At 62.9% G+C, this 24,374-nt stretch carries 18 protein-coding genes and 1 pseudogene; 9 read left to right on the top strand and 10 right to left on the bottom strand.

Going from position 1 to position 24,374, the window contains the following annotated elements; translation table 11 throughout:
• Positions 1–88: 88 nt before the first annotated feature.
• Together JNA92_RS02120 and JNA92_RS02115 are read right to left on the bottom strand one after the other, a co-directional pair.
• Positions 89–2,128 (bottom strand): alpha-glucosidase, encoded by a 2,040-nt coding sequence (locus JNA92_RS02120; RefSeq protein WP_241803123.1) that lies wholly within the window; start codon positions 2,126–2,128, stop codon positions 89–91.
• On the bottom strand, positions 2,125–3,879 hold the full coding sequence (locus tag JNA92_RS02115; protein WP_241803122.1) for a solute:sodium symporter family transporter: 1,755 nt from the start codon (positions 3,877–3,879) through the stop codon (positions 2,125–2,127). Before JNA92_RS02115 ends, JNA92_RS02120 begins: the two co-directional genes overlap by 4 nt.
• A gap of 230 nt (positions 3,880–4,109) precedes the next feature.
• On the opposite strand from JNA92_RS02115, the gene JNA92_RS02110 reads away from it, so the two are divergent.
• Entirely contained in the window at positions 4,110–5,171 is a 1,062-nt protein-coding gene (locus JNA92_RS02110; protein ID WP_241803121.1) for a LacI family DNA-binding transcriptional regulator, read from the top strand.
• Positions 5,172–5,198: 27 nt separating this feature from the next.
• Here JNA92_RS02110 and JNA92_RS02105 read toward each other — a convergent pair whose 3' ends face one another.
• The 4 genes from JNA92_RS02105 to JNA92_RS02090 all read right to left on the bottom strand — a co-directional run bounded on the left by JNA92_RS02105 (position 5,199) and on the right by JNA92_RS02090 (position 9,172).
• Positions 5,199–5,951 carry a hypothetical protein gene (locus JNA92_RS02105; protein WP_241803120.1) on the bottom strand — a complete coding sequence of 251 codons (753 nt, stop codon included), beginning with the start codon at positions 5,949–5,951 and terminating at the stop codon, positions 5,199–5,201.
• Positions 5,951–6,910: a 2-hydroxyacid dehydrogenase gene (locus JNA92_RS02100; protein ID WP_241803119.1), complete on the bottom strand. Its 960-nt coding sequence runs from the start codon at positions 6,908–6,910 to the stop codon at positions 5,951–5,953. Before JNA92_RS02100 ends, JNA92_RS02105 begins: the two co-directional genes overlap by 1 nt.
• Positions 6,903–8,300 (bottom strand): MFS transporter, encoded by a 1,398-nt coding sequence (locus JNA92_RS02095; RefSeq protein WP_241803118.1) that lies wholly within the window; start codon positions 8,298–8,300, stop codon positions 6,903–6,905. Before JNA92_RS02095 ends, JNA92_RS02100 begins: the two co-directional genes overlap by 8 nt.
• Before the next feature lie 104 nt (positions 8,301–8,404).
• Positions 8,405–9,172 carry a 2-dehydro-3,6-dideoxy-6-sulfogluconate aldolase gene (locus tag JNA92_RS02090; protein WP_347269607.1) on the bottom strand — a complete coding sequence of 256 codons (768 nt, stop codon included), beginning with the start codon at positions 9,170–9,172 and terminating at the stop codon, positions 8,405–8,407.
• Positions 9,173–9,600: 428 nt separating this feature from the next.
• Between JNA92_RS02090 and JNA92_RS02085 the strand changes: the two genes are divergently transcribed.
• Positions 9,601–9,945, top strand: a complete 345-nt coding sequence (locus JNA92_RS02085) for a YggL family protein (protein WP_176507733.1) — start codon at positions 9,601–9,603, stop codon at positions 9,943–9,945.
• A gap of 260 nt (positions 9,946–10,205) precedes the next feature.
• Here JNA92_RS02085 and JNA92_RS02080 read toward each other — a convergent pair.
• Positions 10,206–10,268, bottom strand: a pseudogene (locus JNA92_RS02080) (hypothetical protein); the annotation flags it as partial.
• Between the two features lie 187 nt (positions 10,269–10,455).
• On the opposite strand from JNA92_RS02080, the gene dacB reads away from it, so the two are divergent.
• The gene (dacB, locus tag JNA92_RS02075) at positions 10,456–11,919 is read left to right on the top strand and encodes a D-alanyl-D-alanine carboxypeptidase/D-alanyl-D-alanine endopeptidase (protein WP_241803116.1); all 1,464 of its coding nucleotides are present in this window, start codon (positions 10,456–10,458) and stop codon (positions 11,917–11,919) included.
• A gap of 62 nt (positions 11,920–11,981) precedes the next feature.
• On the opposite strand, the gene JNA92_RS02070 is transcribed toward dacB, so the two are convergent.
• Together JNA92_RS02070 and rlmKL are read right to left on the bottom strand one after the other, a co-directional pair.
• Positions 11,982–14,372: a sensor domain-containing diguanylate cyclase gene (locus JNA92_RS02070; RefSeq protein WP_241803115.1), complete on the bottom strand. Its 2,391-nt coding sequence runs from the start codon at positions 14,370–14,372 to the stop codon at positions 11,982–11,984.
• 94 nt (positions 14,373–14,466) lie between these two features.
• Positions 14,467–16,659: a bifunctional 23S rRNA (guanine(2069)-N(7))-methyltransferase RlmK/23S rRNA (guanine(2445)-N(2))-methyltransferase RlmL gene (gene rlmKL / locus JNA92_RS02065; protein ID WP_241803114.1), complete on the bottom strand. Its 2,193-nt coding sequence runs from the start codon at positions 16,657–16,659 to the stop codon at positions 14,467–14,469.
• 562 nt (positions 16,660–17,221) lie between these two features.
• Between rlmKL and rmf the strand changes: the two genes are divergently transcribed.
• Positions 17,222–17,437, top strand: coding sequence for a ribosome modulation factor (gene rmf, locus JNA92_RS02060; RefSeq protein WP_003248687.1), 216 nt, complete (start codon positions 17,222–17,224; stop codon positions 17,435–17,437).
• 98 nt (positions 17,438–17,535) lie between these two features.
• Here the strand turns inward: rmf and JNA92_RS02055 are convergent, their stop codons facing one another.
• Positions 17,536–18,561: a quinone-dependent dihydroorotate dehydrogenase gene (locus tag JNA92_RS02055; protein WP_241803113.1), complete on the bottom strand. Its 1,026-nt coding sequence runs from the start codon at positions 18,559–18,561 to the stop codon at positions 17,536–17,538.
• Positions 18,562–18,688: 127 nt separating this feature from the next.
• Between JNA92_RS02055 and JNA92_RS02050 the strand changes: the two genes are divergently transcribed.
• From JNA92_RS02050 to cobA, 5 genes are all read left to right on the top strand, one after another.
• Positions 18,689–19,891 (top strand): CmpA/NrtA family ABC transporter substrate-binding protein, encoded by a 1,203-nt coding sequence (locus JNA92_RS02050; RefSeq protein ID WP_241803112.1) that lies wholly within the window; start codon positions 18,689–18,691, stop codon positions 19,889–19,891.
• An 11-nt stretch (positions 19,892–19,902) separates the two neighbouring features.
• Positions 19,903–20,478: an ANTAR domain-containing response regulator gene (locus JNA92_RS02045; RefSeq protein WP_039602393.1), complete on the top strand. Its 576-nt coding sequence runs from the start codon at positions 19,903–19,905 to the stop codon at positions 20,476–20,478.
• 164 nt (positions 20,479–20,642) lie between these two features.
• Positions 20,643–21,854 (top strand): nitrate/nitrite transporter, encoded by a 1,212-nt coding sequence (locus JNA92_RS02040; protein WP_241803111.1) that lies wholly within the window; start codon positions 20,643–20,645, stop codon positions 21,852–21,854.
• 9 nt (positions 21,855–21,863) lie between these two features.
• Positions 21,864–23,531 carry a bifunctional protein-serine/threonine kinase/phosphatase gene (locus JNA92_RS02035; RefSeq protein WP_241803110.1) on the top strand — a complete coding sequence of 556 codons (1,668 nt, stop codon included), beginning with the start codon at positions 21,864–21,866 and terminating at the stop codon, positions 23,529–23,531.
• 27 nt (positions 23,532–23,558) lie between these two features.
• Positions 23,559–24,299: a uroporphyrinogen-III C-methyltransferase gene (cobA, locus tag JNA92_RS02030; protein ID WP_241803109.1), complete on the top strand. Its 741-nt coding sequence runs from the start codon at positions 23,559–23,561 to the stop codon at positions 24,297–24,299.
• The last annotated feature ends 75 nt before the right edge of the window (positions 24,300–24,374 follow it).

Genomic DNA, 24,374 nt, shown 5'->3' with positions numbered 1-24,374 from the left:
TCAGCAGCGCTCTTTCATTGGCCGCAGCGGGCCGGCGCGCCTGCCGCAGCAGGCGCGCAATGGGACAATTCCAGGTAGGCGTGCCGGATCAGAGCACGGACAGGCTCTCGAACAGGGCTTGCCAGCGGCTGCCTACGCGGCTGAACACCGGCGGTTGCCCCAGGGGCGCCGCGACCTCGATGCGCTGCCCACCCTCGAAGCGTTCGCCGCTCCACCAGTGCTGCCAGGTCTCGCCAGCCGGCAGGTAGACGCTCCAGTGTGTCTTGCCCTCGGCATGCACGGGCGCCACCAGCAGGTCACGGCCATACAGGTACTGGTCCTGGACGGCGTAGCAGCCGACGTCCTGTTCGTGATGCAGGAACAGTGGCCGCTGCAACGGCAGGCCGCTGGCCTGGGCCTCATCCATCAGGCTTTCGACGTAGGGTTTCATGCCGGCGAATACCCGGGTCATGCGGGCGAAATGCGCCAGGGTGGCCGGGTCTTGCCAGAACTGCAGGTTCTGGTCCGGGCGGTTGCCTTCGTGGGTACGCATCACCGGAGTGAACGCCGCCATTTCCGCCCAGCGCTGGAACAGCTCGGCGGTACGGCAGTTGCCATAGAGGCTGGTGTAGCCGCCGATATCACTGTGGTGATAGGCATTGCCCAGCAGGCCTGACGACAGCGCGCCGCAAATCACCGTCTGCAGGCCATCGTGGCGGCTGAAATCAACCGACTGGTCACCCGCCCACAGCAACGGGCAGTGCGCCTGCACGCCGCTGTAGCCGGCGCGCATGAAGAACAGTGCATCGCCGCTGCGCCCGGCGTTGCCGATAGCGCGGGCATTGACCTCGGCCCAGCGCACTGGCCAGGCGTTGTGCTCAAGCATGGGGTCGGCATCGCCGGCCAGCTTGACATCGATCGGCAGATACTCGCCGAAGTCCGCCATCCAGCCCGACAAGCCCTTGTCGAGCATCTCCTGGCCGATGATCCGGGTTTCGAACCATTGCGCCGCTGCTGGCAGGGTGAAGTCGACCACGCCACAGAGGAACTCGCCGAAGTCGACCAGGTAGGTGCCGCCCTCGGCGTTGGTCGCTAGATAGCCCGCCGCTTCGGCTTCGGCGAACAGCGGGCCGTCATTGCACAGATAAGGGTTCACATAGCCGAGGAAACGCAGGCCGCGCTCGTGCAGGCTGCCGACCCAGGCCTGATGGTCGGGGTAGCGCTCAGCGTTCCATTGCCAGTCCCAGAACAGGCGCTTGCCGAACGAGGTGATGCGCAGCCCTTCCCAATCCTCGCACCACAGCGCGCTGACCTGGGCGCCGTGCTCGAGCGCGGTCTGCAGGTGCTGTTCGGCGTGCTCGCGACCATTCTTCAAACCGAGGATCGCACCGTCGAGCACCCACTGCGGCAAGCGCGGCTGGCGGCCGAAGTAGCGGCTCAGGGCGCCAACCAGGTCGATGTAGCTGTTGCCGACAAAGAACTCCAGCGCCTCGGGCACCGCCCACACCTGCAGTTCGTGAAAGTCGCCGTGGCGGAAGTCGAAATCGGCATACGCGCTGGTCACCAGATGCGCGCTGTAGCGGCGCGACGAGATGAACGTCGGCTGCGGGTAGTTGGTGTGATAGTAATCACCACCGGCGTTGGCCTCGTTGTCGGCCTGCAGGGTCAGCCAGGTCGACTTGTCCCGGCCTACGCCCGGCTCGGAGGTCCATAGCGGGAAGTTGCGCCCGCGCAGGTTGAAATAAGACATCTGCTCGCCGCAGCCCCAGACCTGCTCGTCGGCCTCGGCGGGCAGGCGTAGCCAAAGGCGATTGCAACCTGGCTGCGGCGCCTGTATCAGCAGGCGCACACGCTCGCCCTGACAGTCCAGGCGCAGGGTCAGCAGCAGCGGGCCTTCGGCCCAGGCGCGCAACTCGATCAACCCGGCCTGGGCATCGAGGCGGGCATGACGCAGGGCCACGCGCTCCTGCACGTAGTCGCGGATGCGGAAGTTACCGCGCTGCATTTCCATCTCGGCCTCGCCGTAGCCGGCAAACACCGCCGGCTGCATCGGGCTCTGGCACCACAGCAGGCGCCCGTCCACTTCCAGGCGGATCTGCTCGCCTGCCTGGTGCAGGTTCACGTTTTGGGGGATGGATACGCTATTCATCGTGGGTTGATCTCGTAGTCAGGCAGCGTTTGGGTGACAGTCAGGAGTCGAAAGCGGCGGCGGCACAGCGCGACGCCGCCGAAGGCGAGCAGCCAGGTCAATGCCAGCAGCGGCAGGTAGAACCAGGCAGGCCCGCCGACACGGGCGACACCCAGCGGTGAAAAGGTCAGGTAGATAGACACCAGGGCGGCGAACAGCAGCACGCTGAAGCTACCCGCATGCCGCCATGGCGTCAGGTCCACTGTGCGTGCCGGGGTGGGCGAGACATAGGGAGTGGCGCGGTCGAAGTGTTTGCGCAGCAGCACCAGCAAGGCCATCTCCACCGCGAACATGATGCCCATGACATGGATGAAGCTGATCCCCAGGCGGGCATCGATCTTCAACCCCAGCACCAGCACCGCATAGCAAACCGCATGCAGACCGAGCACGAGCTTGGCCGGCGTTGCACCGCCGCGGGCACTGAAGAAGCCGAACAGCATGATGGCGATGATCGGCATGTTGAAGAAGCCGGTGAAGCGGCGCAGGACCGCATAGATGCCTTCTGGGGTGTACATCAGCATCGGTGCGACTATCAGCGACACCAACGCCGCAATCACGCTGACACGCTTGCCGAAACGCACCAGTGCCTCGTCCGAGGACATGGGCCGGATCGACTTGTAGAAGTCATAGGTCAGCAAGGTCGCCGTGCCGTTGATGATCGCGTTGAAGTGGCTCATCACCGTGCCGAAGATCACCGCCACGAAGAAGCCTTTCATCCACCAGGGCATCAGCGCCGCGACCAATGCCGGGTAGGCCAGGTCCGAGTTGGCCAGGGGCTGGTCGCGGAACAGGTGCCAGGCGATCACCCCGGGCATCAGCATGGCCAGCGGCACCAGCAGTTTCAGGCAACCGGACAGCAGTACGCCCTTCTGGCCCTCGGCCAGGTTCTTGGCCGCCATGCTCTTCTGCACGATGGCCTGGTTGGTACACCAATAGAACAGGTTGGCGAAGATCATCCCGGTGAACACGGCGCCAAACGGCACCTTGTCTTCGCTGCCGCCGATGGCGTTGAGTTTTTGCGGGTTGTCGTGCAGCAGGGTCTGGGCACCGGACAGCACATCACCCTGCCCCAGCGTCCACAGGCCGATAATCGGGATCAGGATCACCACCACCAGCAGGCCGATGCCGTTGATGGTGTCCGACACGGCCACCGCCCGCAGTCCGCCCAGTACCGCATAGGCGGCGCCGATCACCCCGGTGGCGACAATCAGCAGGCTGATGGTGGCGGGATAAGACCAGCCGAGGATGCCCTGCAGGTCGAAGATCTGGTTGAAGGTGATCGCCCCCAGGTACAACGAGGCAGGGTTGAGCACCAGGGTATAGGTGGCAACCATCAGCGCGCTGACCACCCGGCGCGTGCTGCGGTCATAACGTTTCTCGATAAATTCCGGCAGGGTCGAGAAACCACCGCGCAGGTAGCGCGGCAGGAAAAACAGGGCCAAGGCGATGGTCGAAACGGCCGCAGTCGCCTCCCAGGCCATGGAACTGAGGTTATGGGCGTACGAATCACCGTTGAGGCCCACCAGCTGGTCGATCGACAGGTTGGTCAGCATCATCGATCCGGCGATGAACCAGCCATTCAAACCGCCGCTAGCCATGAAGTAACCATGGGCGCCAACGTCCTTGGCCTGGCGGGTAAACCGATAGGAGATCACTGCAACCAGGACAGTGAAAAACAGCATGCTTAGGAAGGTAAAAAGGGATGTGCTCATTTTTATATTTGTTCTCCAACGCGGGTTGGGCAGCGTTGCAACGGCAAAATCGCAGCGCTGCAAAATTACCCGGCGAGCTTATCGCAGGCGAAATCGTAGCGCTACGATTTTCTTCGAAATGACACACTGATTTTCGAAAACGAACAGGGAAGCACCCCAGCGATACGCTTTTGAGATTGACTTGGCCCCGTCAGGCTCGCATGCTTTTGCCTTCGAAAAATGAGGTGGCGATGAGCGACAGATCAGACAGCGAAATCAGCAACGGCGCGGCACGCCGCCCCCGGATCAACCGGGTAACCATGGGCGTGGTTGCTGAACAGGCCAAGGTCTCCCCCAGCACGGTATCGCTGTTCCTGCGCGACCCGGATTCGGTATCCAGCAAGCGTGCTGAACGCATCCGTAAAGCCATCGCCGACACTGGCTACACCATCAATCGCCTAGCCGGCGCGCTGGCCGGTAACCACAGCCGCGCAGTCGCAGTGATCGTGCCGTCGATGATCAACGCCTTCTTCTCGGAAACCTTGCAAGCCATGCAAGAAGTCTTCGAAAGTCGTGGTTACCAGTTGTTGATAAGCAACAGCGACTACGACACGCAACGTGAGCTGGAGTTACTGCGCGCACACCTGTCCTGGTCACCGGCAGCTTTGGTCGTTACCGGCAGCGATCACACCGCCGCCCGCCCACTACTCGAAGCCACCGGTATTCCCGTGGCGCAGATGTGGGAGCTGGGTAACGACCCGTTCCATTTGCAGGTCGGCTTCTACCACGAAGCCGTCGGTGCAGCCCTGGCCGAGCACTTGTACGCGCAGGGGCTGGAGCGCTTCGTCTATGTCGGCACCCGCATGCACCTCGACCACCGCGCCCGCCAGCGCGCTGAAGGGTTCAGTGCCTGGCTGGCTGGCAAGGGGCAGAGCGCACAGGTGATCGCGCTGGAGCAAAACACGTCGCAAGCCGAACTCAGCGAGGTGTTCGATGAAATTGCCCGTCACGGCGACGGGCCACAAGGTCTGTGCTGTTCGAACGATGTACTGGCCATCGCTGCCTTGTTTGAAGCGCAGCGCCGCGGCATTGCCGTGCCGGATCAGTTGGCAATCGCCGGCTTTGGCGACCTGCCATTGAGCAAGCTCAGTGCACCGCGCCTGACCACCGTGCGCCCCTACCCTGCCGAAATCGGGCGGACCGTCGCCACCCGGCTGTTGAGCTGGATCGAGGCCGGCACCCTGCCCGATCAGCCCCAGGTCGTCGACTTGGGCTTCGAGCTCGTCGTACGCGAGAGCAGCGTGCGCCAGTAAGAGGCGCACGCAGCACCGCCGGCCAGACTAAGCGGCAGCCAGCACCTTGGCGATCAGGCTCGCACCGGCCAGCAGCAACAGACCAAATACCGCCAGACGCAGCACCCGCGGTGAAATGGCCAGCGGGTGTCGTCGCATCCACCATGTCAGCAGGAACACGATTGGTAATGCCTCCAGCGAGAGGTAGCCTGCCTGCAGCTCGAATCGGTGTGTCGCTACCACCACGCTCAGGCGCATCAGCGCATTGACCGCGAACACCACGATCAGCGTGTCGCGGATGACCTGCACAGCCAGTGGTTGGCGATACAGCTGGTAGACCAAAGGCGGCCCAGCGCTGGAAAACAGGCCGCCCATCACGCCGGAAATACTGGCGAAAAAGGCGAAACCGAACCGGCCCGACATCTGCTGTCGCCCTTGGGATTGCAGGACCAGCATGAAGCTGCATACGATGATGGTGATGCCGAGGGTGATCTCCAGCAGGGCCCGCTCATGCGTGCCTAGCAATGACAGCAACTGCACGCCCCCCACGACACCCGCCAGACTGCAGGCCAGCACCAGCAGTACCAGCTGGCGCGGCAGTCCCGGCCACTTGCGCACCATGACCAGCGCGTTGGCCAGCGTCAGGATCGAGCTTACGTTCGCCACGGTTTCCATGGGCGCCAGGCCCAACATGCCGGTCAGCCCTAGCAACAACAGGCCGAACGCAAAGCCCGTGGCGTTCTGGGCGAAGGTGGCGACGACGACACACAGCATGAAGCCAAGATGCTGCCATAGCTCCATCAGTGCGCGCCCTCGCGCACCGGGTGCAGCACCAACCCGGTGGCAAACAGCGCTGCCAGGTTGGCAAGCACCCTATCGGCCATGGCCTGACGCGTTTCCTTCGTGCCACTTGCCACATGTGGCGACAACACGACCGTATCCAGTTCACGCAAGGCAGCAGGCACGTGCGGTTCGTCCGCGAACACGTCCAGTGCTGCCCCAGCAAGCCGGCCATTGATCAGCGCCTCGGTCAGCGCGGGCTGATCCACCACCGAGCCACGCGCCACGTTGACCAGCACCCCGTTGGCGCCCAGCGCCTCCAGCACCGGCTGATTGACCAGCCCGTCGGTAGCGCTGCCACCGGGCACCGCCAGCACCAGGAAATCACTGCGTTCGGCCAGCGTCAGCAACGACTCATGGTAGGTGTATGCCAACTGCGGCTTTGGCGTGCGGCTCGAATAGATGACCTGCATGCCGAACGCGCTGGCACGCCGGGCAATCGCCTGGCCGATCGGCCCCATGCCGAGGATACCGCACGTCTTGCCACCCAGCGCGGTGGTCAAGCCAAAGCGCTCTGCGCCCCAACGCCCGGCCCTGACGAAACGGTCAGCCACCACTACTTGCCGGGCGACTGCAAGCAGCAGGGCCATGGCGGCATCGGCCACGCAATCGTTGAGCACATCCGGCGTGTTGCTGACTTGAATACCCCGGGCGCGGGCTGTTTTCAGGTCGACGGCGTCGGTTCCCACACCGAAACAGACAATGGCGCGCAAGGCAGGTAACTGCTCGATGAGGTTTGCGCTGGCCCCGTGCACGCCCGTGGTCACCAACGCTTGAACATCCGCGCCCTGCTCGGCCAGTAGCGCGGCAGGCGAATCGCAGCGCCACAGCTCTAGCAGCCGATAGTGTTGTTCAAGGTGTAATTGCAAGGCAGGCAGCAGGGGCCCGACGCTCAGAACCAGCGGTTTCGTGTTAGACATCGCGAGTCTCTCTCTTGTCAGGTGTTGTCGGAGTCAGTTCAAGACGGCGCAACGGGCCGACCACCACCAGGTAGCTGAACATCGCCAGCAGTGCATTGGCCGCGACGAACACCAGTGCCATGTTGAAGGAGCCGGTGGCCTGCACGATGAAGCCAATGATGATGGGAGTGGTGATGCCACCGATGTTGCCGAACGTGTTGAACAGCCCAGCCGTCACCCCTCCGGCCTGCCGGGGTGCGGCATCGGCCATGACCGCCCAGCCCAGTGATGCGAAGCCCTTGCCGAAGAAGGCAAACGCCATGATCGCGATGACCATCCAGGGTAAGGACACGTAGTTGCAGATGATCATGCTGGTGGAGGCCAGCAACCCGACGATGATCGGTACCTTGCGCGCCAGGCTCAGCGAGCCGGTCTTGCGCATGATGCCGTCGGAGCAGAGCCCGCCCAGCAGGTTGCCGACAAAGCCACAGATCGCCGGGATCGAGGCCAGGAAGCCGGCCTGGAGAATCGACATCCCGCGCTCCTGCACCAAGTAGATCGGGAACCAGGTAGTGAAGAAATAGGTAATCGTAGAGAAGCAGTAGTGACCGATATAGATCCCCACCATCATCCGGCTGCTCAACAAACCCTTGAGAATCGCCGGCAGTTTCAAGGCGTCGTCGGTTTTGCGCTGCTTGCCAAGGTTGGCATCCATATCGACCACCGCACCGCCTTCACGCAAGTAGGCCAGTTCGGCCTGATTGATGCGCGGGTGCTCCAGCGGCGAATGCACTCTGCGTACCCAGACCCAAGTCATGATGAACCCCAACACGCCCATCATCAGGTAAACCGAGCGCCAACCGTAAGCGTGGATCAGCCAGCCACTGACTGGCGCGAACAGCACGATCGCGAAGTACTGCCCGGAGTTGAAGATTGAGGATGCCGTGCCCCGCTCACTGGCCGGGAACCACGAGGCGACCATCCGGCTGTTGCCCGGCGCCGCCGGCGCTTCAGCCAGACCAACCAGGAAGCGCAAGGCAAAAAATGCCGTGACCACCAGGCTGACGTTGGAGCCGCCGTTGAACGCCTGGACCAGGGTCAGAAGCGACCAGCAGAAAATGCTGACGGCATAGGTGCGCTTGGAGCCATAGCGGTCCAGCAGCCAGCCACCTGGCAACTGGCCTAGCACATAGGCCCAGGCGAACGCCGAGAAGATCCAGCCCATTTGAACAGGGCTGAGAGCGAACTCACCTTGGATAGCGGAGCCGGTAATGGACAGGATGCCCCGGTCGCCATAGTTCAGCGTCGAGACGAGGAACAGGATGAGAATGATCCAGTAGCGCGTGCGTGAAGGTGCAACGGCAGCAGCGGCGCTGGCCGCGATGCGGCCGGAGACAGGTGCTTGGTTCATCGAGACTCCTTCCAGCGCACAATGGCGCCGGATTGTTGTTCTTGTAGGGATGCTCAATTGCTACCGGTTTGTGGGGTAGCCTTTGTTCAGCGCAGCGGAATCGGTCAGTAGGCCGTCGCTACCGCTTCAGGCGCCTGACGGCCTTTCAAGGCCACCAGCAGTTCGTTGGCCTTGCTCATCATCATCGCCATGTCCGAGGCCACGGCGGCGAAGGCATAACCTTGCTCCAAGTAGCTACCAACCAGTTCCGGCGTGCCGCCGACAATGCCGAGAGGCATGCCGATAGCTTTGCAGCGCGCGATCGCGTCGCTGATCATGGCCTGGATTTCAGGGTGCGCCGGATTGCCGATATGGCCACAGACACTGGACAAGTCACCCGGGCCAAGGAACAGCGCATCGACTCCCGGCACGGCCGCGATTTCCTCAAGGTTGGCCAGTGCAGTCGCGGTTTCGATCTGTAGGATGCAACACACCGAGTCATTAGCCTGCTGACCGTAGCCCTTCCAGGTTCCGTAGCGACTGGCCCGATGCACGGCGGCAAATCCACGGGTACCCATGGGCGGGTACTTCACGGCACTGACCGCAGCCTTGGCCTGCTCGGCATTTTCCACGAACGGCACCATCACATTGGTCGAACCCAGGTCCAGTGCGCGCTTCAGTAGCACTGGATCATTGGCGGCCACTCTCACGATCGGCTGCGCACCGCTGCACTGGATGGCCTGCAAGATGTGCCAAAGATCGCGGAATTCGATCGGTACGTGTTCCATGTCCACAAGCAGCCAGTCGAAGCCTGCGTAACCCAGCGCCTCTGCCGTACTGGCCGATGCAGACATGAGCCAGGTACCGAGCGGCGCAGATTGGCGCTTCAACAAATTTGAGAAGGTGGGTGGCGTGATAGCGGTGGACATGGCGACCTCCTGAGGGTTGATCAGCCGTGCGCCGCGAAGCAAAATCGCAGCGCTACGATTTTCCCAAAGAGCGTACTCCCTTCACAATCGTAGCGCTACGATTTTCTTGTGCCTGTAGGTTTGACCTTTGGGGTCGCTGACTAAAACAGTTTCGATTTGACGCCAGCGCAACGGAGGTCTGCGGGGCGTTTTCCTTAGCCGGGGTTGATCATCACTGCAAAAAAGGTGACCACAATTGACTGGTCTATGAAGGTGATGGCCCTCCGAGGCGTGGGGGCTCTAGGCCCTGTGTGCCTGGAGGCAGCCTTGACACCTCGACTGATCGGACAAAGCAGGCATTCGAACGTGTTAGCTGATAGACTGCGCGCCGTAATTACTTAGAGGATTTTTTGATGGCCACTAACCGCTCCCGTCGTCTTCGCAAAAAGCTTTGTGTGGACGAGTTTCAGGAATTGGGCTTTGAGCTGAACCTGGAATTTAAGGAAGATCTGGATGATGAGGCAGTCGATGCATTCCTCGATGACTTCCTGACCGAAGCCATGGACGCCAACGGCCTGGATTATGTCGGCGGCGATGATTTCGGCCTGGTTTGCAAAGCTGAACGCGGCTCGGTTACCGAAGAGCAACGCGCAGCTGTCGAAGCATGGCTCAAAGGCCGTAGCGAAGTGACCAAGGTTGAAGTCAGCCCATTGCTCGACGCCTGGTACCCAGAAAAGCCGATCAACGCAGCTAAGTGATCGCGCTGAGCCGCAGTGACTAACTGCGGGTTGTCAAAAGACCACCTTTCGAGGTGGTTTTTTTATGGCCGGTCACAAAGCGAGCTTGCCGCTAAAGGCCAATTCGGAGCTTGACGCTTAGGCAATCTGGGGGATTGGATAGGTGCGAACGAGAGGTTGCTAATGGCTGCTGGCAGGGGGTGAGGTATGGGCCGAGCCAGATTTGGAGGGGGATGAGAGAGAGATTTTTGACAACCAACCCACTATTTTTTGCTAATCAGCAAAACCTGGAATTCATCAACGCACAGCTTCTTGCGCAGACGACGGGAACGGTTGGTAGCCATGAAACAATCCGCTTGAGTAATAACGCGCGGCACTTTAACAGTTTCCGCAGTACAACGGCGCTTTTCCGTCGAACGTGGCGCATGAGTGCTGCGCTTGGGGCATAATGCGCACTATATTTCGTAGAGGGGCCATCATCTCTTACAGCCCCTATGTCTTTTTCCCTCGTCCGCAGGGTATGAATCTCATATGATCAAATCGCTCCGCCCCCTCGTTCTCGCCGGCATGCTCCTGCCGTTCGCCCTGCCCAGCCAGGCTGCGGCTGTAAACACCACGCTGCCACCCAAGGTTCAGCAAGCGCTCAAAGCCAGCAAACTGCAGGACAGCGCACTGTCACTGGTGATGCTGCCGCTCAATGGCCCTGGCACGCCGACCGTGTTCAACGCCGATGTGTCAGTCAACCCGGCCTCGACCATGAAGCTGGTCACCACCTATGCAGCCCTCGAACTGCTCGGCCCGACATTCCAGTGGAAGACCGAGTTCTACACCGATGGCACCCTGAGCAACGGCGTGCTCAACGGCAACCTGTACCTCAAGGGCGGCGGTGACCCCAAGCTGAACATGGAGAAACTGTGGCTGCTGATGCGTGACCTGCGTGCCAACGGCGTGCGCACCATTACCGGCGACCTGGTGCTGGACCGTAGCCACTTCGTACAGCCCAACCTGCCGCATTTCAATGATGACGGCGGCGACATGAACAAGCCCTTCCTGGTCAAGCCCGACTCCTTGCTGGTCAACCTCAAGGCCCTGCGCTTCGTCGCCCGCAACGATGGCGGCAAAGTGACTGTCGCCGTCGAGCCACCCATTGCGAGCATTCGCATCGACAACCAGGTCAAGGCAGTTGCCTCCAGAAAGTGCACTGGCGATGTACGCTACAACCCGGTGCCTCAAGCCGATGGCATGAATGTGGTGGTCAGCGGCCAGTTGGGCGATGGCTGTAACTCGCAGACCTACCTCGCGCTGCTCGATCACCCGACCTATGCCGCCGGTGCCGTGCGCGCGATCTGGAACGAGCTGGGTGGCAGCATCCAGGGCCGTGACCGCATCGAGAACGTGCCCAAGGGCGCGCGCCTGCTGGCACGGGCCTTCTCGCCCGACCTGGTGGAGGTGATCCGTGACATCAACAAGTACAGCAACAACACCATGGCCCAGCAGCTGTTTCTGAGCCTTGGCGCACAGTTCCGTACCGACGCCGATGGCGACGATGCCCGCGCTGCCCAACGCGTGATTCGCCAGTGGTTGGCCAAGAAAGGTATCACCGCGCCGCACTTGGTGATGGAAAACGGCTCGGGCCTGTCGCGTGCTGAACGGGTAAGCACCCGGGAAATGGCTGCATTGCTGCAAGCGGCGTGGAATAGCCCCTACTCCGCCGAGTTCATCAGTTCGATGCCATTGGTGGGGATGGACGGCACCATGCGCAAGCGCCTCAAGCGCACCGCCATGGCCGGCGAAGGCCACATCAAGACGGGCACCCTGAATACCGTACGCGCCATCGCGGGTTTCAGCCGTGACAGCAACGGCAATACCTGGGCAGTGGCGGCGATCCTCAACGACCCGAAACCCTGGGGTGCATCGCAGGTACTCGACCAGGTACTGCTGGACCTGTATCGCCAACCCAAAGCCGGTAACCGGACGGCAGGCGTCAACCCATGATCTGACTCCAACAGATCCGGCCTCATCGCCAGCAAGCCGGCGATGAGGCCGGTGCGCACACCTCAGCTCAATTCTGCCTCGACACGATCCCTGCCTGCCTGCTTGGCTGCATAGACGCCAGCATCAGCCCGCAGCAACAGGGCATCGGCACCCTCCCCCGGCCGCCATCCAGCCACGCCAAAACTGGCGGTCACTTTGCCAACGCCTTCGACAGGCACATTGCGCACGCCGTGCCACAGTTCCATCGCCAACAGCCGCGCCTGTTCGGCGCTGCTGCCTGGGCACAGCACCATGAACTCTTCCCCGCCAAGCCGACAGAAAACGTCGGTACGCCGCAAGCGCTGACCGATGCGCTGGCACAAGCTGCGCAGCACATGATCCCCCACGGCATGACCGTACTGGTCGTTGATCCTCTTGAAGTGGTCGATGTCGAGCATGATCACTGCCAGTTCCTGATCATCACGCTGGGCTCGGTCCAGTTCGGCCTTCAGCCGCTCCTGGAAGTAACGGCGGTTGTGGATACCGGTCAGGGCATCGGTCACCGACAGCTTACGCAAATCCTCCTCCACACCCTTGAGGTCGGAAATGTCGGTCAGGTAACCATGCCAGAGCGTACAACCGTCTTCACCGACCTCGGGCGTGGCCTCGCCGCGCACCCAGCGCAAACCGGCTTTGGGCAGGCACACCCGGTACTCTTCACGCCAAGGGGACAGGTGTTCGGCCGAGTCGCGCACGGAGCGTCGCACGCGCTCAAGGTCATCGGCATGAATGCGCTCGAACACCACCGTGGCGTCCTTCTGCAGCAACTGCAAGTCGATCTCGTAGATATCGAACAGCCCTTGGCTGGCGTAGGGGAAACACGAGTGGCCGTTGGCGTCCAGGCGATACTGATAAATGCCGCCCGGCACCTCGGCACTGAGCTTCTCCAGCAGCCGATCACGCATCGCCAGCGCCTCATGCACACGACGCTGCTCGGTGACATCGATGCAAATTGCCAGGTAACCCACCCAAAGCCCCTGCTCGTCGAGCACTGCGGTCACCAGCATGTTGGCCAACAGCTGGCTGCCGTCCTTGCGCACCAAGGTCCACTCGCCTGGCTGCGCGCCACCGCCCTGCAAGGTCTCGGCGAACATCGCCTGGCCACCGTCAATCTGACGCCCGTAGCGCAGGCTCAGGGCATGGGCGCGCTGGCTGAGTTCCTCAGGCAGGACCAGGTGTTCCAGATGAAGATGCCCGACCGCTTCGCTGGCCGCGTAACCCAGCATGCGTTCGGCACCGGCATTGAAGGTACTGACCACGCCCTTGAGGCTGGTCGCGATGATAGCGACCTGGGTAGCAGCATCAAGCACACTGCGCAGCTGATTATGCGTCTCGCGCAACGACTGCTCGCTGACCCGCAATTGCGCGGTACGCTGCTCCACCAGCTTGAGCGCCCGTTGCCGCTGGCTGAACAGGCTGTACAGCAACGCACTGAGCAACAGGCTCAGCAGGCCACCGAGCAAGCCCACAGCCAGCGCTGCCGAGGAGCGGTTGCCCTGCATGAATACCTGGCTGGGGCGGATATCAAGCTGGTAATGATGGTCGGCCAGGTGCAGCAGCTGCGTGCTGACCAACGCCAATGGCGCGGCCGGGTTCTGCGAGTCGAACAACAACTCATGGCCATCGCGCCCACTGGGGTCGACGATGCGTACCACCAGGTTGTCCTCGGCAATGGCCGGCAGGCCGTCCGTGATCAGTTGCCGCAGGTTCAGCAGCGCCATGGCATACCCTGCAGGGCCGTCAGCCTGCGCGGTGTAGAACACCGGCGCGACCATCAACAGCCCGCGGGCGTAGCCCGGCGCCACACTGATCATGTCCAGCGGCGCCGACACTGCCATGCTACCGGGCTCCACGGCACGCATCAGGGTCTGGTCACGTACCGCCTGGCCGCGCAGGTCCAGCCCGTAGGGTTGCCCCTGCATCTGGGTTGCTTGGGTGTAAAGCACAGGGAAGTAGTGATCACGTGGCGGCGCCGGGTGCCAATCGCCCCCCTCGTCCAGGTCACGGATCAAGTAGGCCTGACCCAACGCAGCACTGGCCCGGCGCTCGAACTCACGCCGCTGCGCGCCTTCAACCCGCGGCGCCCAGGAGTACGCCTGGGTACGTTGCAGCAAGGGGCGGGCGTAGCCGTTGAACTCGCTTGGGGTGACTTCGTTGGAGAAGCTGAAAAAGCGGCGCAAGCTGTCCAGGCGCTGCTCCTGGTCATCGAAGCGCTCGGCGATACGGCTATAGCGCTCGCTGGCCAGCAGCTCGAAGCGCTGGCGCAGTTGCTGCTTGTAAAACGCATGCGTGGCCAGCGCCAGGGCAATCGACAGCAAGCTGCCGGCCACCAGCGCCACCAATGCCACCGCCCAGGCAGCCATCGCCTGGCTGCACAGGCCCAACACCTTCGCACGCACGCCATACTTCGACATAGCTCGGTCTCGTCACGTCAGCGTCCTGCGAAAATCATGGCCCTGTGCTGAGTTATAGCTATTGGCCATTAGCGATGCAACGTTGCTTGTCGCATTAGCGCAGTTGCAGGCGCCAGGCGCGGTGGATGCGATTGTTACGGGCAAAATCCGGGTCCAGTGTCTGCGCCGTGATTTCCTCCACCACGTACCGCGCAGCCAGGTGCTCATCGAGCTGGAACTTGCGGAAGTTGTTGGAGAAATACAGCACACCACCGGGGGCCAGGCGCGCCATGGCCAGGTCGAGCAGTTGCACGTGGTCACGCTGCACGTCGAACACACCTTCCATGCGTTTGGAGTTGGAGAAGGTTGGCGGGTCGATGAAGACCAGGTCGTAGGTGTCGCGATTGGCTTCCAGCCACGCCATGACATCGCCCTGCTCCAAGCGGTTGCGCTCGGAGAAACCGTTCAGCGACAGGTTGCGCCGCGCCCAGTCCAGGTAGGTCTTGGACAGGTCGACGCTGGTGGTACTGCGCGCACCGCCCTTGGCGGCATGTACGCTGGCCGTCGCGGTGTAGCAGAACAGGTTCAGGAAGCGCTTGCCGGCGGCCTCACGCTGGATGCGCATGCGCATCGGGCGGTGGTCGAGGAACAGGCCCGTGTCGAGGTAGTCGGTGAGGTTGACCAGCAGCTTGACGCCACCTTCACTGACCTCATGGAAGCGCCCTTCGGTGGCCTGGCGCTCATACTGGCGGGTGCCGCTCTGCCGCTCACGGCGCTTGAGCACCACATGCTGCGGGTCGACGCCCAGCGCCTGGGGGATCGCCGACAAGGCATCGAGCAGGCGCGCCTGGGCCTTTTCCGGGTCGATCGAGCGTGGCGCGGCGTACTCCTGCACGTGGACCCAATCCTGATAGAGGTCGACCGCCAAGGCATATTCAGGCATATCGGCATCGTACACGCGGTAGCAGTCGATCTGCTCCTTGCGCGCCCACTTGCCCAGTTGCTTGAGGTTCTTCTGCAGGCGGTTGGCGAACATCTGAGCGCCTTCGGACAGGCGTGCAGGCTCATTGGCTACCGGCAGCGGTCGGCGGGTATCGCCGCTCTCGGCCTGGGCCTCGCGACGCTCGCCGGTGACGAACTGATCAGGCTGCACCTTGAAAAGCAGCAGTTTGCACGGCAGCGCGCCGTTCCAGAACGCATATTGCTTGTGGCTGCGGATGCCCATGCGCTTGCCCAACTCCGGCGCACCGGTGAACACCGCCGCTTCCCAGCCCATGCACGCCTGGCGCAAGCGCTCGCCGAGGTTCTGGTAGAGATACAGCAAGCTGGCCTCATCACCCAGACGCTCGCCATAGGGCGGGTTACTGATGACCAGGCCCTTCTGGTTCTGATCAGGGCGCGGCTCGAAGCTGGCGACTTCCCCTTGGTAGATCTTGACCCAGTCGCTCAGGCCTGCGCGCTCGACGTTGTTGCGCCCCGGCTGGATCAGCCGTGGGTCTGCCTCGTAGCCGCGAATCCACAGCGGCGGCTTGGCCAGCCCAGCCTGTGCACGGGCCTGCGCCTCTTCGTGAACCTTGCGCCAGGTGGCCGGTACATGGCCAAGCCAGGCGCTGAAGCCCCAGCGCTCGCGCTTGAGGTTGGGTGCCATATCGGCGGCGATCATGGCCGCCTCGACCAGGAAGGTACCTACACCGCACATCGGGTCGGCCAGAGCGCCACCCTCGGCGGCGATTCGTGGCCACCCGGCACGGATGAGCACTGCCGCTGCCAGGTTTTCCTTGAGTGGCGCAGCACCCTGCTGCAGACGGTATCCGCGCTGGTGCAGGCTGTGGCCGGAGAGGTCGAGCGAAAGAATTGCCTCGCCACGGTCCAGGCGCAGGTGTACACGCACGTCCGGGTCGACCTTCTCCACCGACGGGCGCAAGCCTTCACGGTTGCGCAGCTTGTCGACGATGGCGTCCTTGACCTTCAGAGCGCCAAAGTGGGTGTTGTCGATGCCCGAGCCATGGCCACTGAATTCGACCGCCAGGGTACCGTCGGCCGCCAGGTGATCGGCCCAGTCGACAGCGTTCACACCGTCGTAGAGGTCGTCGGCGTTTTTCATGTTGAAGCGCTTGAGCACCAACAGCACGCGGTTGGCAAGGCGCGACCAGAGGCACAGGCGGTAGGCGGTTTCCATGTCGGCCGCGCCGCGGATGGCCGAGGTGTGCTCACGCACATCGTCAAGGCCCAGGGCCTTGGCCTCTTCGGCAAGCAGGCCTTCCAGGCCTTTGGGGCAGGTGAGATAAAGTTCGAAACGGTCCGACATGTGTATTCCAGAGCCTTGGGCTATTTGATTGACGAGGTGACGCATCGCCCCGCCGATGTTTGCCCGAACGCCCTTCCAGCAAGCGTCCGAGTGGCCTTTGGCTGCGCGACATGCTGCAGCTGATGGGCCGGGCCGCCTGATCGATCCACTCTCGCCGGTGGCAGAGAGAGCTTAGATCATCAGGCAGTACATTAAATTTCTACCGATTTCAGGGTTGATGTGACCCTTCGTCGCATTACCAGATATTTCTTTCATCGCAGCGCAACGCTGGCGAAATGACGTCAAGGTTCAGCAAACCCCGATCATAGCGGGCTCAACGTCAAACAAGGTTGAGTCGCATTTATTTACTTATCCCCTCACCCTTGGAAACGTTACGTCCTTATGACAAATCGATCATTCCCTCGGTGACTCGCATTCGTTAGAACTGGTCTCAGGCCGCTTCGCAACGAGGTGGCACTTTCAGCCCGCCACGCCGGCAGCGGGCGCAAACCGGCAGAAAGACTCTGCCCGGCCTCGGAGAGGCCGACGGGACATTACAGTCAACAAGTGAGGGCAACACCCTATGAGAAGACTTAAGCGTGATCCGTTGGAAAGAGCATATTCACGTGGCTACCAATACGGGGTCACCGGCAAATCCCGCGAACTTTGCCCCTTCAATCTTCCTTCTGTTCGCCAAGCCTGGATCAACGGCTGGCGTGAAGGTCGCGGTGATAACTGGGACGGAATGACTGGCACCGCTGGCATCCATAGACTCAACGAAAATCACGCCGTTGGCTGAACGAGGACACTGAATTCGAGTCACCATGCACGCCCCATCCGGGCGGCGGGCTAAGGCCCAGGGGCCCCTTGATGGGGCCCTTTTTTATGCCTGCGTGATCATGCCCGCGGCATCGCAGCGATCGCATCCACCGCTTCGCGGATCAGCGCCGGCCCTTTATAGATGAAGCCTGAGTAGATCTGCACCAGGCTCGCGCCAGCGGCGATCTTCTCTGCGGCGTGACGGCCTTCGGTGATACCACCGGCAGCGATGATCGGCATCTTGCCGTTGAGCTCGGCCGACAACACCTTGACGATATGGGTGCTCTTTTCCAGTACCGGTGCACCGGAAAGGCCGCCCGCCTCCCCGCCATACGGCAGGTTTTCAACGCCCTCACGGCCCATGGTGGTGTTGGTGGCGATCACCGCATCCATACCCGATTCCATCAGCGTTGCTGCCACGAGCGCAGTTTCTTCATCACTCATGTCCGGCGCGATCTTTATCGCCAGCGGTACACGCTTGCCATGCTCACCAGCCAGCTGCTCGCGGCGCTCGGCCAAGGCATCGAGCAGTTGCTTGAGCGAATCACCGAACTGCAGGCTGCGAAGGCCTGGGGTATTGGGCGAGCTGATGTTCACCGTTACGTAGCTGGCGTGGCCATAGACCTTGTTCAGGCAGATCAGGTAATCGTCGACCGCGCGCTCAACCGGGGTGTCGAAGTTCTTGCCGATGTTGATGCCCAGCACGCCGCTGTAACGCGCGGCGCGCACCCGCTCGAGCAGGTGATCGACGCCCAGGTTGTTGAAGCCCATGCGGTTGATGATTGCCGTTGCCTCTGGCAGGCGGAACAAACGCGGCTTCGGATTGCCCGGCTGCGCTCGCGGGGTCACGGTGCCGATCTCGACAAAACCGAAGCCCAGCTGGGCAAAGCCATCGATGGCCGCGCCATTCTTGTCCAGGCCTGCCGCCAGCCCAACCGGGTTGGCGAAGTTCAAGCCCATTACCGACACCGGCAATGCCGCCGGCTGCTTGCACAGCGCGCCGTTGAGCCCGAGGCGGCCACCGGCGCCGATCAGGTCCAGGGACAGGTCATGGGAGGTTTCCGGGGAAAGCTTGAACAGCAGCTGGCGGGCCAGGGTATACATGGGCGGGCAAGGCTCGGGGTAAGTGAGGGTGCGATTATAGCCAGCGCGCGGCCGGCATGACAGCGCCTTGGCACATGCGTTGCTACATCGCCTGCACACAGCCTATTCAGTACAGGCGAGGATCTACGTGAATACATCACCCCTGGCATGGGTCAACGGCAGCGACGCACCCGAAAAAACCAGCCTCGACATCGGTTTCATGGCATTGACCGATTGTGCGTCGGTGGTGGTCGCAGCCACCCAGGGCTTCGCCCAGCAACACGGCCTGACCCTGAACCTCAAACGCCAGGGCTCATGGGCAGGCCTGCGCGACAAACTGGCCAGCGGTGAACTGGATGCCGCGCATTGCCTCTATGGCCTGGTCTATGCCGTGCACCTGGGCATCGGCGGGGTACCGGCCAGGGACATGGCGGTGCTCATGGGGCTGAACCAGAATGCCCAGGCCATCAACCTGTCCCCCGCACTTCAACGCAAGGGCGTGACCACACCTGAAGCACTGGCACGCCAGGTGCACCAGCAGGGGGCAAAGCTGACCTTCGCCCAGACCTTCCCCACTGGCACCCATGCCATGTGGCTGTATTACTGGCTGGCAAGCCAAGGTATTCACCCCCTGCACGACGTCAACAGCGTGGTGGTGCCACCGGCGCAGATGATGGCGCACATCCAGGCTGGCCGTATCGATGGCTTCTGCGTCGGCGAACCCTGGGCCGGCGCCGCCGTGGCGCAGGGCCAGGGTTTTACCTTGGCCACCAGCCAGTCGATCTGGGCCGACCACCCGGAAAAGGTCCTGGCCTGCGCCCGCACTTTCGCCGAGCAATACCCCAACAGCGCCCGGGCGCTGATCAAAGCGGTCCTCGCCGCCAGCCGCTTCATTGAACAAAACCAGGAAAATCGCCACGGCACCGCGCAACTGCTCAGTAGCAGCGCCTACCTGGATACGCCCCTTGAAAACGTCGAACCGCGCCTGCTCGGGGTGTATCAGGACGGCCTTGGCAACCACTGGCAGGACCCGCATGCCCTGCGCCTGTTCGATCAGGGGCGGGCCAACGTGCCGTACCTGTCCGATGGCATGTGGTTCATGACCCAGTTCCGTCGCTGGGGGCTGCTGCGCGATGATCCCGACTACCTCGGCGTCGCGCGCCAGGTCCAGCAGATGGCGCTTTACCAGCAGGCCGCCGATGCACTCGGCGTGGCTTGCCCTGGCACGCCGATGCGCAGCAGCGTGCTGATCGACGGTATCGGTTGGGATGGCAGCGACCCCTACGCTTATGCCCGCAGCTTCAGCCTGCATGCCTTGGGCGATACGCCCGATGCCCGTATCGGCCTGTGAGGGGCACCGCCATGCTGCGCATCCTGCTGATCGACGATACCCAGAACAAGCTCGGCCGCCTCAAGGCTGCACTGCGCGAGGCCGGCTTCGAGGTGATCGAGGCGCCAGACTTAACCATCGACCTGCCGGCCTGCGTCGAAATGGTGCACCCGGACGTGGTATTGATCGATACCGATTCACCCGACCGCGACGTGATGGAACAGGTGGTGATGGTCAGCCGCGACCAACCACGGCCAATCGTGCTGTTCACCGACGAGCATGACCCCGGGGTGATGCGCCAGGCGATCCAGGCCGGGGTCAGCGCGTACATCGTCGAGGGTATTCACGCCGCCCGCTTGCAGCCCATCCTGGATGTAGCCATGGCCCGCTTCGAGAGCGACCAAGCGCTCAAGGCCCAGCTGCAGGCCCGCGACCAGCAACTGGCCGAGCGCAAGCGTATCGAGCAGGCCAAGGGCCTGTTGATGAAAATGAAAGACTGCAACGAAGAACAGGCGTACACCCTGATGCGCCGCCAGGCCATGAGCCGCCAGCAGAAGCTGATCCAGGTGGCTGAGCAGATCATTGCCATGCACGAGATGCTGGGCTAGGCAGCGGCCGTACAATGTTGGCCCAGCTCTTGCTGAAGATAGCGCACCGGTAGCCAACGGCGGTTGCCCACAAACCCCGACAAAGACGTCGCTCACCCCTCCACGCCAGTGGGCCGGGTAGCGGCGTCTTTTCGTTTCCGTTGCATTGCCGAGTGAGGTGTTCGATGAGTACCAGCTTCTGGAAATCCGGGCATGTGCCCACGCTGTTCGCTGCGTTCCTGTATTTCGACCTGAGCTTCATGGTGTGGTACCTGCTCGGCCCGCTGGCCGTCCAGATCGCCGCCGACCTGCAACTGAGTGCACAACAGCGGGGCCTGATGGTCGCGACACCCATCCTCGCCGGTGCCGTGCTGCGCTTTGTCATGGGCCTGCTGGTCGACCGCCTCTCACCGAAAACCGCCGGGCTGATCGGCCAGGTCATCGTTATTGTCGCCCTGGCCTGCGCCTGGTACCTGGGCGTGCACAGCTTCGAACAAGCCCTGCTGCTCGGCGTGTTCCTCGGTGTTGCCGGCGCCTCGTTCGCCGTGTCGCTGCCGCTGGCCTCGCAATGGTATCCGCCGCAGCATCAGGGCAAGGCGATGGGCATCGCTGGCGCAGGCAACTCCGGCACCGTCTTCGCCGCGTTGCTGGCCCCGGTGCTGGCTGCAGGCTTTGGCTGGAACAATGTGTTCGGTTTCGCCGTGATCCCGCTGCTGCTAACGGTGGTCGTGTTCGCCCTGCTCGCGCGCAATGCACCACAACGGCCCAAGCCAAAAGCCATGGCCGACTACCTCAAGGCGCTGGGTGATCGCGACAGCTGGTGGTTCATGTTCTTCTACAGCGTCACCTTCGGCGGCTTCATCGGCCTGGCCAGCGCCCTGCCCGGCTATTTCAGCGACCAGTATGGCCTCAGCCCGATCACCGCAGGCTACTACACCGCCGCCTGCGTGTTCGCCGGCAGCCTGATGCGCCCGCTGGGCGGTGCCCTGGCTGACCGTTTCGGGGGCATCCGCACCCTGCTTGGCATGTACAGCGTGGCCGCCATCTGCATTGCTGCCGTGGGCTTCAACCTGCCCAGCGCCACCGCGGCCCTGGCATTGTTCGTCAGTGCCATGCTTGGCTTGGGCGCGGGCAACGGCGCGGTGTTCCAGTTGGTCCCGCAACGCTTCCGCCAGGAAATCGGTGTGATGACCGGGCTGATCGGCATGGCTGGCGGCATCGGCGGCTTCCTGCTGGCAGCCGGGCTCGGCACCATCAAGCAGCACACCGGTGACTACCAGATGGGCCTGTGGCTGTTCGCAAGCCTGGGCCTGCTGGCCTGGTTCGGGCTGCACGGGGTCAAGCAGCGCTGGCGCACCACCTGGGGCTCTGCCGCGGTCACTGCGGCGCGGGTCTGAGGCGAACCGATGAGCCTGCAACTGAGTTTCGCCCAGGCCAGCGCCACCGGCCCGCGCGAGGAGAACCAGGACGCCTTGCGCCTGGTAACCCCGGCGCCCGAGCTTGCCGCCAGCAAGGGCTACCTGTTCGCCCTTGCCGACGGCGTCAGCCACTGTGCTGACGGAGGCCTTGCGGCCCGGGCCAGCCTGCAGGCCCTGGCCATGGATTACTACGCCACCCCCGCAACCTGGGGCGTGGCGCAGGCACTGGACCGCCTGCTGTCAGCACAGAACCGCTGGCTGCGCGCTCAAGGCAGCCAGCCGCTACTGACCACGCTCAGTGCGCTGGTGCTGCGCGGGCGCCGCTTCACCTTGGCACACGTCGGCGATTGCCGCGCCTATCGCTGGCACCACGGCCACCTGCAGTGCCTGAGTGAAGACCATGTGTGGGACCAACCCGGCATGCAGCATGTGCTCAAACGCGCGCTGGGCCTGGACCAACACCTGCTGGTGGACTACCTGGACGGTGAACTGCAGCCAGGCGAATGCTACCTGTTGGTCAGTGACGGAGTATGGGCCAGCCTGGGTGACCAGCACATCCAGGCCGTGCTGCGCGAGCAACCCGACTTGCAACTGGCTGCAGATACACTGGTCGCCAGCGCCCATCACCATGGCAGCCAGGACAATGCCAGTGCCCTGCTGGTACGGATCGAACAAGTAGGCACGGCCAACCTTGGCGACACCTTGGTCCAACTGCAGCAATGGCCGTTGCCCCGCGAACTGCGCGAAGGCCAGGTAATCGATGGCTGGCAGGTCGAGGCGCGGCTGGCGCACAGTCGCCAATCGCTGTTGTACCGCGTGCGCGACGGCCAAGGCCAGCCGTGGCTACTGAAAACCTTGCCTGCCGAACGCGAACAGGAGCCGGGCGCTGCACAGGCGCTGTTGCTCGAAGAATGGTTCCTGCGCCGCGTAGCCGGCCGCCATTTCCCCGAACTGCACGCCGCCAGCCAGCGCCAGCACCTGTACTACGTGATGCGCGAGCACAGCGGCCGAACCCTCGCCGCACAACTGGCCGAGCAGGGCCCGTTGCCGCTGGCCCAGTGGCTGGAAGTGGCCCGCCAGTTATTGCAGGCCGTCGGCGTGCTGCACCGGCGCAACCTGCTGCACCGTGACATCAAGCCCGATAACCTGCACCTGGGCACAGACGGCCAACTGCGCCTGCTGGACTTCGGCCTGGCGTACTGCCCGGGGCTGTCCGAAGACCCATGCCACGAACTACCCGGCACGCCCTCCTACATCGCCCCGGAAGCCTTCGAAGGCCAGCCGCCGAGCCCGCGCCAAGACCTGTATGCCGCGGGAGTGACGCTCTACCACCTGCTGACCGGGCATTACCCCTATGGGGAGGTCGAAGCCTTCCAGCGCCCACGCTTTGGCCAACCGGTCAATGCGGCGCGCTATCGCCCCGACTTGCCAGAGTGGCTGCAGCACAACCTGCAACAAGCCGTGGCCACGGACCCGGCGCAACGCTTCGAAACCGCCGAACAGTGGTTACTGCTGCTCGAACGTGGTGACCGCCAGACGCTGCACAGCCATCCACGCCCATTGCTGGAACGCGAGCCGCTGAAGGTCTGGCGCACCCTGGCCCTACTGTCGCTGTTGCTCAACCTGATATTGCTGTTCAGCCTGTTCAAGGGCTGAGCACGCCTTGCCGATGAGGAAACCCTGATGAATGCAAAAGTCTGGCTGGTCGGTGCCGGCCCCGGTGACCCCGAACTGCTCACCCTCAAAGCGGTGCGGGCGCTGCAACAGGCGCATGTGGTGATGATCGACGACCTGGTCAACCCGGCCGTGCTGGAACACTGCCCGCAGGCACGGGTGATTGCCGTGGGTAAACGGGGTGGCTGCCGCTCCACACCCCAGGCGTTCATTCAGCGCCTGATGCTGCGCCATGCGCGCCAAGGTCGCTGCGTCGTGCGGCTCAAAGGCGGCGACCCGTGCATTTTTGGCCGTGGCGGCGAGGAGGCTTCGTGGCTGCAAGGGCATGGCATCGAGGTCGAAGTGGTCAATGGCATCACTGCTGGCCTGGCCGGCGCGACCCAGTGTGGCATCTCGCTAACCGCTCGCGGGATCAGCCGTGGGGTAACGCTGGTGACCGCACACACACAGGATGACAGCGCGCTGAACTGGGCCGCGCTGGCACAGGGTGGCACGACCCTGGTGGTGTACATGGGCGTTGCGCGGCTGGAGCAGATCCGCCAGGGCTTGCTGGACGGCGGCATGGCGCCGGGGATGCCGGTGGCGATGATCGAGAACGCGTCACTGCCCGAGCAGCGCGAGTGGCGCAGCGACCTGCGGGGTATGCTGGAGGCTGCGAGAGCATTCAACTTGCGTAGCCCGGCAATCCTGGTGATTGGCGAGGTAGCAGGGAACGTGATGGCCCACCCGTGGATGGCGGCAGCCGGGTGATGCGGTGTTTTCAGGCCTGAAGGCTTGCCTGGAAACTACACATTGCAGATAAAGAAAAACCCGGCCGAGGCCGGG

Source organism: Pseudomonas putida (assembly GCF_022627325.1).
Classification (GTDB): domain Bacteria; phylum Pseudomonadota; class Gammaproteobacteria; order Pseudomonadales; family Pseudomonadaceae; genus Aquipseudomonas; species Aquipseudomonas putida_X.
The sequence above is the reverse complement of the archived record's forward strand: the minus strand, read 5'-3'. Positions and strand labels throughout refer to the sequence as shown.